This is a genomic window from Streptosporangium sp. NPDC023615 (assembly GCF_040640155.1).
GTDB lineage: Bacteria > Actinomycetota > Actinomycetes > Streptosporangiales > Streptosporangiaceae > Streptosporangium.
Genome location: NZ_JBFABE010000044.1, coordinates 55,727 through 67,470 on the forward strand (window position 1 = coordinate 55,727; position 11,744 = coordinate 67,470).

At 71.9% G+C, this 11,744-nt stretch carries 8 protein-coding genes; 4 read left to right on the plus strand and 4 right to left on the minus strand.

Annotated features, from left to right (window positions below; all coding sequences use genetic code 11):
• Positions 1–5: 5 nt before the first annotated feature.
• Together AB0G16_RS26295 and AB0G16_RS26300 are read left to right on the plus strand one after the other, a co-directional pair.
• The gene (locus AB0G16_RS26295; protein ID WP_362810193.1) at positions 6–1,508 is read left to right on the plus strand and encodes a HAMP domain-containing sensor histidine kinase; all 1,503 of its coding nucleotides are present in this window, start codon (positions 6–8) and stop codon (positions 1,506–1,508) included.
• Positions 1,505–1,996 (plus strand): hypothetical protein, encoded by a 492-nt coding sequence (locus tag AB0G16_RS26300; protein WP_362810196.1) that lies wholly within the window; start codon positions 1,505–1,507, stop codon positions 1,994–1,996. The genes AB0G16_RS26295 and AB0G16_RS26300 overlap by 4 nt, the downstream gene beginning before the upstream one ends.
• A gap of 55 nt (positions 1,997–2,051) precedes the next feature.
• Here AB0G16_RS26300 and vanY-N read toward each other — a convergent pair whose 3' ends face one another.
• On the minus strand, positions 2,052–2,624 hold the full coding sequence (gene vanY-N, locus AB0G16_RS26305; RefSeq protein ID WP_362810199.1) for a D,D-peptidase/D,D-carboxypeptidase VanY-N: 573 nt from the start codon (positions 2,622–2,624) through the stop codon (positions 2,052–2,054).
• A 447-nt stretch (positions 2,625–3,071) separates the two neighbouring features.
• On the opposite strand from vanY-N, the gene AB0G16_RS26310 reads away from it, so the two are divergent.
• Positions 3,072–4,364, plus strand: a complete 1,293-nt coding sequence (locus AB0G16_RS26310; RefSeq protein ID WP_362810202.1) for a tetratricopeptide repeat protein — start codon at positions 3,072–3,074, stop codon at positions 4,362–4,364.
• Between the two features lie 133 nt (positions 4,365–4,497).
• Here AB0G16_RS26310 and AB0G16_RS26315 read toward each other — a convergent pair whose 3' ends face one another.
• Positions 4,498–5,889 carry a glycoside hydrolase family 43 protein gene (locus AB0G16_RS26315; RefSeq protein ID WP_362810205.1) on the minus strand — a complete coding sequence of 464 codons (1,392 nt, stop codon included), beginning with the start codon at positions 5,887–5,889 and terminating at the stop codon, positions 4,498–4,500.
• A 566-nt stretch (positions 5,890–6,455) separates the two neighbouring features.
• Here AB0G16_RS26315 and AB0G16_RS26320 point away from each other — a divergent pair.
• Positions 6,456–7,922, plus strand: coding sequence for a family 43 glycosylhydrolase (locus tag AB0G16_RS26320; protein WP_362810208.1), 1,467 nt, complete (start codon positions 6,456–6,458; stop codon positions 7,920–7,922).
• A 154-nt stretch (positions 7,923–8,076) separates the two neighbouring features.
• Here the strand turns inward: AB0G16_RS26320 and AB0G16_RS26325 are convergent, their stop codons facing one another.
• The gene (locus tag AB0G16_RS26325; RefSeq protein ID WP_362810211.1) at positions 8,077–10,347 is read right to left on the minus strand and encodes a cellulose binding domain-containing protein; all 2,271 of its coding nucleotides are present in this window, start codon (positions 10,345–10,347) and stop codon (positions 8,077–8,079) included.
• Positions 10,348–10,567: 220 nt separating this feature from the next.
• On the minus strand, positions 10,568–11,744 hold a 1,177-nt coding region (locus AB0G16_RS26330; protein WP_362810214.1), incomplete at its 5' end, for a family 43 glycosylhydrolase.

Consider the following 11,744-nt stretch of genomic DNA (forward strand, 5'->3'; position numbering starts at 1 on the left):
CGCCGGTGACACCACGGCCGAGCCTGGGGCTGCGCGCCCGGCTGCTGTCCGCCTTCGCGCTGCTGTGCGTGGTCACCGCCGCGGCGGTGACCGGCGGCATCTACGTCGAGGCCCGCAACGCCATCCTGAAGCGGACCCAGGACGCCGCGGTCCTGGCGATGACCGACCGCCTGAAGGCGCTCTACCCGTTGCACGGCACGGCGCCCGGCCCGGACGAGCTCGGCGAGATCGCCGCGGCCTCGGCCGACCGGCACAGTCTCGCGGTCGCCTTCCACCGCGGGACGCACTCTCCGATCCCCCCGCTCCCGCCCCCGCGACCGGGACCCCGCGGGCCGGGCGGGCCGGGCGGGCCGGGCGGGAGGACCTGGATGTCGGATCTCACGATCATCTCACCGGAGTTGCGGCAGGCGGTGGCCGGTGGCCGCACCGCGTGGCAGCGGGTGGTGCGGCGGGGCGAGCCCGTCCTCGTCATCGGCACGCCGTTGATGATCACCGAACAGGACCGCACGACGCGGGCGTCCGGCATCGAGGTGTACACCGCCCGCAGCCTGCTCCCCGAACAGCACAGCGTCGACGCGCTCGCCGCACGCGCCTGGCTCAACGGCGGGGCGGCCCTGGCGTTCGCGGTCGTCCTGGCACTGCTGGCCACCCGCGGCGTGCTGCGCCCGGTACGCGAACTCGGCCGGGCCGCACGCCTGCTGGGCCAGGGCGAACTGCGCACCAGGATCACGGTGCGCGGTTCCGACGAGCTGGCCGACGTGGCACGCACCTTCAACGACACCGCCGCCCAGCTGGAACGGCTCGTCGAGCAGCTGCGCGAGATGGAGGCCGACGCCCGCCGGTTCGTGGCCGACGTCTCCCACGAACTGCGCACCCCCCTGGCCGCGCTCACCGCGGTCGCCGACGTCCTGGAGGAGGAGGCGGCCGAGCTGCCACAACCGGCCGGAAGGGCCGCCAGGCTCGTCAGCCAGGAGACGCTCAACCTCACCGCCCTGGTGAACGACCTCATCGAGATCAGCAGGTTCGACTCCGGTGTCGCCGCCCTCGTCCCGAACGAGGTCGACATGGCCGAACTGGTGCGCTCGACCCTGCGCGCCCGGGGCTGGCAGGAAACGGTGCGCGCCGAGATCCCCGCCGGGATCATCGCGCGGCTGGACCCGCGCCGGGTGGACGTCGTCCTCGCCAACCTGGTCGGCAACGCCCTGCGGCACGGCGAGCCACCGGTGTCGGTACGGCTCCACGCCGACCCGCACCGGATCACCCTCGAGGTCCGCGACCACGGACCGGGACTGGACGAGGCGGTGCTGCCGCACGTGTTCGACCGGTTCTACAAGGCCAGCGCGGCCAGGGCCAGATCCGAGGGCAGCGGCCTGGGCCTGGCCATCGCCCGGGAGAACGCGCGCCTGCACCGAGGCGACCTCACCGTCGCCAACGCCCCGGACGGTGGCGCCGTCTTCACGCTGCGCCTGCCCCGCCGGGCGCCCGACCCGGACGGAGGCCCCGAATGAGAACCGGGCCCGCCCGCCTCGCGCTCGCCGCGGGGCTCGTGTCGCTCGCCGCCGCGACCGGCTGCGGCGTGCGGCCCAGCGACGTCGTCGACGCCGGCGAACCGCCGAGCGGAGGCGTCGCGCCGGCCACGACGATCACCCTCTACCTGGTCAGGAACGGCCGCCTCGACGCGGTGACGCGGCCCGGCCCCGGCGGCCGCCCCCTGTTCAAGGCGGACACCCTCGCGCTGCTGGCGGCCGGACCCAGCGCGAGGGAACGGGCCCACGGGCTCACCAGCGACGTCCCTCCCGAAGCCGGCCCGTTCTCGGTGACCGTCAGGCCCGCGGGCCACCTGGTGGTCACCCTGTCGGTCGCGGCCGGCGACCTGTCCGCGCTGGCCGTCGAGCAGATCGTGTGCACGGCCGCCGCCACGGCGCCGGAGAGCCCCGCCCACGTCACCCTCGTCGGCGCCGGCCGGAGCGTCGGCCCCCGCGACTGCCCGGAGTGACCCGTGCCCCCGGCCCGGAGCGACCGCGGACGGGACCCGGGCGGGCCGCACCGGGCTACGGCCGGTCCGTGTACCGCATGACGTGATCCACACCGGGATGGGGCCGCCGTCGTGGCGGCCTGCCGCCGCACTCCGGGCGGTGCTCGAAGTGCCACCACTCGTTGTCGTACAGGCGGTAGAGGTCGTAGCGGGAGCCGTGCTCCTCCAGCCAGCGCGCGCCCTCGTGGGGGCGCACGTCCAGCGCGACGCCCCTGACATGTCCCGATTCCGCCGCTGGCAGCACGAGCATGCGCGCCAACGCCGGGGAACCGCAGCGGCGCACCTCCTCGTCGAACATCCGCTGCTGGACGAGGGGATCGCGATATCCCGACGTGAGGCCGATGAGCCGGCCGTGACGCCACAGGGCCCGGGTCCGCGCCGCGGTGAACGCCGCCAGGGCGCCGTCGGTGAGCCCGGTGAGATCCTCGGCGGGGAAGCGCATCCGCAACGCCCAGCGGCAGGCCAGCTCGCGGGCACGGCCGGGACGGAGAACGGACGCCACGGGCAGCAGGAGCACGGCGAGCACCAGCGTGACCACGGCGAACAGCCGGTCACGGGGCCGGGAGGGGATCGTACGCGGTTCGTTCATGACGAACCACGATCGGCACCGAACATGCGCGCGCCGTCCGCCGCGTGTCACCGTTTCTCGACGCGGCCCCCGCCCGGCCCCCACCCGGCCCCCGCCGGGGCCGCTGCCGAGGGCACCGCCGGGGTCACCGTGGAGACGCCGTGGAGAACCGCCGTGGAGGTCGCTGCCGGCGTGGCCTCCGACGAGACCGTGACACGCCCATGACACGGCCAGGACGAGGCGGCCACACGACGGCCCGACAGTGGACGGGGCCGACCGGCGGGCGGATCCGGGGACGCGCCGCCGATGCTCGGCGGCACGTCGCGCACGTCGCGCACGTCGCGCACGTCGACGGCCGAGGACGGCCGAGGACGACCCGGTCGTACGGAGGCGCCCGGACCGGCCCTGACCCCGGACCGTCCACCGGACGGGAAACCACGGCAGAAGTGACCGACAAAAGGAGAAGACGTGGCCGACAACGCAGAATGGGACCGGCGTTCGCTGCTGCGGGGCGCCGCCGCGGCGGCCGGTGCCGCCATGACCGTGCCGCTGCTGGGCGGCACCGCCACGGCACAGGCCGGCAGCGGTGACGCGGACGCGCTGTTCAGGGCCGGAAGGTTCGAACAGGCAGCCCGCGCCTACGAGAGGATCCTGAGGAAGGACCCCGGGAACGTGGACGCGGCCCGCCAGCGCGGTTACGCGGCGCTCCTGGTCAACCGGTTCCCCGACGCCGAGAGATACCTCAAGGCGGCCGTCGAGCTGGCGCCCGACGACAAGAAGGCCCACCGCCTCCTCGCCGACTGCTACACCCGGCAGGACAGGTTCTCCCTCGCCGCACCGCACTGGAAGGCGGCCGGCGAGGAGAGCCAGGCCGAACTGTTCGCGGCGTTCCGCGGCGAGCCGTACCGGATCCGCGGTGACGTCGCGCGCGTGCCGTGGCGGCAGATGGACCCGATGCCGACGGTGCAGGCCTCGCTCAACGGCGGACCGCCGAAGGACCTCTCGTTCTACACGCGCGTCGCGTCACTGAACCTGTCGGCGAGGGCGGCCAAGGAAGCCGGGCTGCGCGCGGTCACCGAGGAGAGGTTCGAATACCAGGGCAGAACCGTGACCTACTCGTCCGGGATACTGGACTCCTTCGAACTGGGCGGCATCGAACTGCGCAACATCCCCGTGAGCTGGTCGGACACGGACGACACCTCGGAGTCGGGGGACGGGCTGATCGGCACGTGGATCCTCTACCACTTCCTGACGACCGTCGACTACGCGGGCCGGTCGCTGATCCTGCGCCGCAGAACCCCCGAGACGGCCGACAGGGCGCGTGCCGCCGCCGAACGCTCGGGCGCCGAGGCCCTGCCGCTCTGGCTGGCCCGCGAGCACCTGCTGTTCAGCAGGGGAAGCATCGCAGGCAGGGCCGACTCCGGCGAACGGGTGGTCGCCCTGAACATCGGCGGAGGCGGCGAGATGGTCGCGAGCACGACCGAGGAGACGGCCAGGCGGTTGCGCATCCGCGTCGACCGCGACCGCCCGATGGAGACCTCGGCCGGGGGCCGGTTCATCACCGCCCACCCCTGCTACCCGAAGGAGGTCCGCCTCGGCGGCGCCGTCGCCGACGACGTCTACTGCTACGTGGACGATGCGCTCGACCGCGAGGGGTTCGACGTGCTCGCCAACTTCTCCCACGGTTTCTACAAGCCCTACAACATCACGCTCGACTTCACCGGCATGAACGTCTACATCGCCCGCGGCAGGGCCACCTGACCGCCGTGACCGCACAGGCGTCACGGGAGCCGCCCGGCGGCCTCCGCGCCGGGCGCGGCACCCGGCGTGAAGCGCGCCGGCTGTGCCCGCGGACCGGCGGGGCGGACCCCGCCGGTCCGGCGACGTACCCCTGCTAGTAGGTGACCTGGAAGGTGGCGTCCTGCCGGGTGGCCTGGTTCGAGCCGGGGCCGAGCTGGTCGATGCGGAGTTCGTGACCGGCGTGGCGGATGTAGCGGTCGGGGAAGTTGTGGGAGCGGAACGACGCCCAGGCGCCGTCGGCCAGGCCCGGCGTCCGGTGGAAGGTGGCGTCGGCCCGGAACGTGGAGGTGTTGTCGTTCGGATCGAGCCTGAGGGCGTAGTTCGAGTGCCGCAGGTAGCGGCCGGGGAAGTTCACCGACTCGAACGACACTCCGGCGGGGTCGGCCAGGCCCGGCACCAGCCGCCACTGCTGGTCGGCCGTCGGGTCCATCGGGAAGGGGTCGATCCGCGCGACGTTGCCCGCGTGCCGCACGTAGCGGTCCGGGAGGTTGTACGACTTGAGGCGGTTCCACCCCGGTGCTCCCCAGCGGTTGACCAGCGCGGTCCGCTCGGCCGCGGTGATCGGGGTGATGGTGGCGTGCTTGGCGTTGATCGGCGCGGTGTAGGTGCGCTGGCCGATCGGCGACCAGGCGTTGCCGTTGACGTCGGACGACCGCCAGGCGTAGAAGACGGCGTTGGCCGGTGAGAACGAGTCGCCCCACAGCCAGAACGTGTTGCTCGTGTTCGACGTGACCAGGATCGGCGCCTCGATCGCGCCTCCCTGCCGCAGGCCGGTGGTGAGCGTGGTGAAGCTGTTCGGCAGGCCCGTGGTGGAACGCGCCACGTACAGGTTGCCGTCGGCCATGTTCTTGTACGACAGGTAGAAGTTCCCGCCGTTCACCAGGACGTCGCCGTCCAGGACGTTGAAGCCCGGGTCGAAGAACACCTGGGGCGTGCCCATGTCGACGAAGTCGGTCGTCCAGTTGACCATGAGGACGTCGCGGGTGCCGTTGTTGGCCGAGTAGATGACCGCGTACGCGTTGCGCGAGGGCACCCAGAACGCCTCCGGCGCCCACGAGTGAGTGGCCATGGTGTGCAGGCGCACCCGGCGGTAGTTGGTGAAGCCGGTCAGGTCCGCCGAGTCCCACACGTGGATGTACTGGTTGGCGAGGTTGAACACGCGGCCCTTGAGGTCGGTGGCCAGGACCGTGAACGTGCCGTCCTGCTTGCGCAGGATGTACGGGTCACGCAGGCCCTGCATGCCTCCGGTCGGCGTGACGACCGGGTTGTTCTGGTTCAGCGGCATCCAGTCCAGGCCGTCGGAACTGACCGCCAGGTGGAGGGCGTAGCTGTCGCCGGACTGGTTCGGCGACTCCTTGAAGTAGCCCATCACGTAGGCCGAGTAGGTGGCCGCCGACGCGGACGACGCGGACGACGCGGACGGGACGGTGACGGTCAGGCTCAGTACGGCCGCGAGCAGCGCGGCGATCCTTCGGCGCAGGGACACGGGGGCACCCTTCTTCGGGGAGCGGGGGTGGCATGCGGATTTGTTAACGTTAACAATCAACGGCGCACGTAGACCTCGGAAAACGGGCCGGCGCCCTGCTGGAGAGGGACGATCGGGTCACATCAACGTTTCTTCCGTGTTTCCGCAGAAGTGTTCACGTTGTCATCGCGGATGTCAACGGCGCCCGGCGGGCGTGCCGGCGGATCCTCACACCCCTTGACGAAGGCGGTGCGGGGGCCGAAGCTGAGTACCGGCACCCTTGCAATTCCGTGAACCCGTGATGACGCAACGATTTGTTAACGTTAACAAAGCGTGCCCCCTCCCCCGCCGATCACCCGCGCGGGCGAACCTCGCGAACAGGAGTGCGACCGCCTCACCCCTCGGATGTTAACGATAACAAAACCGTGACCCGCCCCCGCGTCCTTCGTGTGGTCCCGGCACGAGCGACGCCACCCGGCCCCCGGTCCCCGGTTCGCGGGCCCGCTCCGGCCACGGAGCGGCGGTGAGTCGCTCCGTCCCTCTTTCCCCCGCCGACATCCCCGTACAGACGATCTCAGGAGTGACTCTTGTTGCTTTCCCGTCCCCGAGGAATGGCGTGGCGAGCCCTGCTTCTCGCCCTGATCGGCGTGCTGGCCCTGCCCATGGGCACCGCCACCGGTTCCGCCCGCGTCGCGGCGGCCCCCGGCCCGTCCTTCACCAATCCCGTCGTCGGAACACCCAACAGCGCCGACCCGACCCTGGTCTTCCACAACGGCTTCTACTACTACGTCGCCACCACCTGGTCGGCCGACGTCGTCATGCGCCGCTCGTCCACCATCGCCGGCCTGCGCAGCGCCCCCGAGCAGGTCGTCGTGCGGACCGGCGGCAACACGATGTGGGCCCCGCACCTGGAGATGGTCGGCGACCGCTGGTACCTGTACTACTCGGTGGAGCAGGGCAGCCTGCCCCGGCGCACCCACGTCGCCGAGAGCGCCGGGTCCGACCCGATGGGCCCCTACACCGTCCGCGGGATCCTCAACCTGATGCCGGACAACGCGTGGGCGATCGACGGCGGCCTGCTCAAGCTCAACGGCAACCTGTACATGACATTCTCGGCGTTCGCCCCCGAGGACAACCTGCAGTCGTTGTTCATCGCGCCGATGTCGAACCCCTGGACGGCCGGCGCCTTCGGCAGGCGGATCTCGGCCCCCACCCTGGCCTGGGAGCGCCAGGGCGGCGCCGTCAACGAGGGCTCCTTCGCGCTGCAGCGAGGTGGCCGCACCTTCCTGACCTACTCGGCCAGCCACTGCAACGGCCCCGACTACAAGCTCGGCATGCTGGAGTACCGCGGGGGCGACCCGCTGGCGGCCGGCTCCTGGACCAAGTTCCCCAACCCCATCTTCCAGCGCAACAACGCGGCCGGCGTCTACGGTCCGGGCCACCACTCGTTCTTCTCCTCACCCGACGGCACCGAGACCTGGATCGCCTACCACGCCAACTCCTCCGCCGGTCAGGGCTGCGGCACCACCCGCACCACCCGGGTGCAGAAGATCTCGTGGAACGCCGACGGCACCCCCAACCTCGGTGTCCCGGTGTCGACCTCCACGGTGATCCCCGGCCCCTCCGGTGAGGTCGCCGCCGCCTACGCGCGCATCCGCAACCGGCACAGCGGCCTGTGCCTGGACGACTACAACGGGGTCACGACCCCCGGCGCCGAGGTGCGCCAGTGGACCTGCACCGGGCAGGCGCTCCAGGACTGGCAGATCGTCCCGGCCGCCGACGGCTACTCCACGATCGTCAACCGTCACACCGGCCTGTGCCTGGACAACACCGACTGGGGTACCGCGGCCGGGGCGCCGGTCCAGCAGTGGACGTGCAACGGCCTGTCCGTCCAGCAGTGGCGCGTCACCTCCGTGGGAGGCGGCTACTCCACCCTGACCAACCGGTACAGCAACCTGTGCCTGGACAACTACAACTGGGGCACCGTGGCCGGTTCCGAGGTACGGCAGTGGACCTGCAGCGGCAACAACGCCCAGCAGTGGACCATCGGCTGAGCCGATGAACCCCTGATCCGTGAAACCGCGGCGGTGACCCGGCCGCGAAGGCCGGGTCACCGCACGCGGGTCGGGGCGCCCCCTCTCCCACCAGGAGGGGGCGCCCGTCGGGCGGCACCATGGAGATCAGGCCCCGATCCCCCGGTGCCGCGTCCTATCGGAGGTAGACCCTGGGCTGCGGCGGGGTGGCCATGCCGTCGCCGATGAAGAAGCTCGGGTGCGGCGGCTGGTTGTAGGCGGTGTTCTGCCAGGCCAGCGCCACCCGGTACTGCGGGTCGTGCAGCAGGGTGTGGATCTTCGTGGTGGTCACGTGCGGCGTGGAGTAGATCCGCAGGGCCCGGTTGTCGGTGGTGGGCCAGATGACCTCCTCGCGCCAGTCGCCGAGGATGTCGCCCGACAGGGACGGGGTGGCCTTGGTGCCGTTGTTGGAGTGCACCCCGCTCGCGGTCAGCAGCCGGGTCTCGCCGCCGGTGCCGTACTTGTCGATCCGGGTCTGGTCCAGCAGCTCGCGCACCGGGTCGCCGTCCCACCAGGCCAGGAAGTTGGCCGAGGAGGGCTGGCGGCCGACGACCGTGCCCGCGGTGTTGCGCAGCCCGTTCTGGCCGGCGCCCGCCGCCCAGGACTCGGCGCCGGGGCTGCCGGCGTGGATGTCGGCGGAGACCCCACGCCCGGGGCCCTCACCCGAGCTGGCGGCGGTCTGCCACAGCCTCGACCCGGTGCGGGCGTCGACCATGTACAGGCCGGGGCTGGCGGCCCACTCGGAGATCTTCACGTACTCCAGGCCCGGACGGGAGGGGTTGAGGTCGCCCAGGTGACCGGCGTCCCCGTGGCCCAGGCCGGTGTTCCACAGGCCGCGGCCGTTGTCGTCGATGGCGGCGGCGCCGTACAGGATCTCGTCCCTGCCGTCGGCGTCGACGTCGCCCACGCTCAGGGAGTGGTTGCCCTGACCGGCGTAGCCGCCGTTGCCGGAGGCGTTGGAGTCGAAGGTCCACCGCTTGACGAGGGAGCCGTTGCGGAAGTCCCAGGCCGCGATCACGGCGCGGGTGTAGTAGCCGCGGGCCATGATCAGGCTGGGGCGGTTGCCGTCGAGGTAGGCGGTACCGGCCAGGAACCGGTCGACCCGGTTGCCGTAGGTGTCGCCCCAGGAGCCGACGTTGCCGCGCGGCGGGTCGTAGTTCACCGTGGACATCGCGGCGCCGGTCTGGCCGTTGAACATGGTCAGGTACTCGGGCCCGGCGAGGATGTAACCGTCGGAGTTGCGGTGGTTGGCGTTCGCGTTGCCGATCACGGTGCCGCGGCCGTCGACGGTGCCGTCGGCGGTCTTCATCGCGACCTCGGCCCTGCCGTCGCCGTCGTAGTCGTAGGCCTGGAACTGGGTGTAGTGCGCCCCGGCCCGGATGTTGCGGCCCAGGTTGATCCGCCACAGCCGGGTGCCGTCCAGCTTGACGCCGTCGATGTAGACCGGGTCGGTGACGCCGGACTGGGAGTTGTCCTTGGAGTTGTTGGCCTCCCACTTCAGCACGATGTCCATGCGCCCGTCGCCGTCCAGGTCGGCGGGGGCCGCGTCGCTGGCGTGGTGGCCGGAGGACGGCGGGCTGATCGGCACGTCCAGGTAGCCGTTGCCGAACCGCAGCGAGGTCTCCGACGCCGGGCCCTCGGCACCGCCGCTGACCGCGCGCACCGTGTAGGAGGCGTCGGCGGCGGCGCCGGAGTCCAGGTAGTTGGTGGAGTTGGTCACGCTCGCGACGCGGGTGCCGCCCCGGTACACGTTGAACGACGTGCCGCGGGCCTCGGTGCCCAGCAGCCGCCAGGACACCAGGTTGCCGGATCCGGAGCGGACGCTGATCAGACCGCGGTCCAGGTCCTCGGCCTGCTTGGCGTCGGCCGGGGGCGGCGTCGGGGTGGGGGTGGGCGTCGGTGTCGGGGTGGGGGTCGGTGTCGGGGTGGGGGTGGGGGTCGGCGAGACCGTGGGTGAGGCGGTCGGCGTCGGGGTCGGCGAGGCGGTGCCGCCGTCGCAGACCGTGCCGTTGAGGGAGAAGGAGGCCGGGGCGGGGTTGGACCCGTTCCAGGAGGCGTTGAACCCGAAGGAGGCGCTGCCCCCGGAGGGGATCGCGGCGTTGTAGCCGGCGTCGACGGCCGTCACCGCCGTCCCGCTCTGCGTCGCGGTGGCGTTCCACGCCTGGGAGACCTGCTGGCCGCCGGTGAAGTTCCAGGTCAGCCGCCAGCCGTTGACCGGGTCACCGAGATTGTTGATCGTCACGTTGGCGCCGAAACCGCCGCCCCACTGGCTGGCGATCTCGTAGGTGACGCGGCAGGACACCGCCGCGGAGGCGGGCGCCTGGACGGCGGCCCCGCCCAGGATCACCGCGCACACGGCGCCGCCGAGCACCGCGCGGCTCCGCGTCAGATGGATAAACCGTTTCATATCTACCCAATCAATTTTGGTTCTCTTGGTTTGTCGGGGATCGTCTTCCCCGGCCGGGGCCACGGCCCCGGCCACGGCCCCGCGTGGTGGCGTTCCGTGAGAGTGGTGGCCTCCGGCACCGGGCGGGCGCCGCCGGCACCGCCCCGTCGCCCTGTCACCGGGCCCGGAGCGGTGCCGTGAGCGTCGACGCCGGCGCGAGGCTCGCGCTGGCGTCGGCCGATCAGCTCGCCGGCTCCCCGGAGGGGGAGGTCAGCGTGGCACCGAGCCGGACGGGCGTGCCGAAGTTCGGCGTGCCGTCGGCGTTCCAGGTGAACCTCTGGGCACGGGTGCTGCGGTTCATGTCGCAGCCGCCGCTCGCCGAGCTGTTGGCGTGGTAGACGATCCAGTTCTCGGTGCCGTCGGGGGACGTGAAGAACCCGTTGTGGCCGGGGGCGTAGACGCCGTTGGCGTCGCTGCGCTGGAAGACCGGGGTGGGGTGCTTGGTCCAGTGGGCGGGGTTGAGGGGGTCGGCGCCGGTGAGGGTGAGCATGCCCAGCTTGTAGTCCGGGCCCCAGCAGGCGCTGGCGGAGTAGATCACGAAGGTCTTGCCGTTGTGGTACAGCGGCTCGGGCCCCTCGGCCACCGCGGCGGTCTGCCGCTCCCAGGCGTGGGTGGGCGAGGTGAGCCTGACCCGGGAACCGCTGATCGTCCAGGGGTTGCTCAGCGGGGTGATGAACAGGCTCTGCGTGCCGGGGTTGTAGGTCCCCATCAGGTACAACCGGTTACCGTGCCGCAGGACGCTGGCGTCGAGCTGCCAGTCGCCGCCCAGGTCGGCCTTGAAGGTGTACGGGCCCATGGGATCGGTGCCCGCGCTCTCCAGGACGTGCAGCCGCTGGGTGCGGTTGAAGTCGGAGACGTTCTGGCCGGCGACGTAGTACATGTACCAGCGCTTGCCGTTGGGCCCGTCCAGCAGGTGGAACTCCGGTGCCCACATGTTGCAGCAGCCGTTCGCCCTGCCCGCCAGGTTGAACACGACGGTGTCGGGAGCCGTCGCCAGCCCGCCCAGCGTGCGGGAGCGGCGCATGGTGATGGTGGAGTTCCAGGTGGTGGTGGCCAGGTAGTAGTACCCCCCGTGGTGGGTCAGCCACGGGTCCGGACCCCGCGTCTTGATCGGGTTGGTGAAGGTGTTGCGGGTACCGGGTGTCGGCGTCGGCGAGGGACCGGGGGTGACCGTCGGGCTCGCGGTGGGGGTCGGCGAGACCGGGGCACCGGTGCAGGGGACGCCGTTGAGCGCGAAGTCGGACGGGGTGGAGCCGGTGCCGGCGCCGGTGGCGTTGAAGCCGAACGTGGTGCTGCTCCCGGAGGGGATGGCGGCGTTGTAGCCGGCGTCGACGGCCGTCACCGCCGCCCCGCTCTGC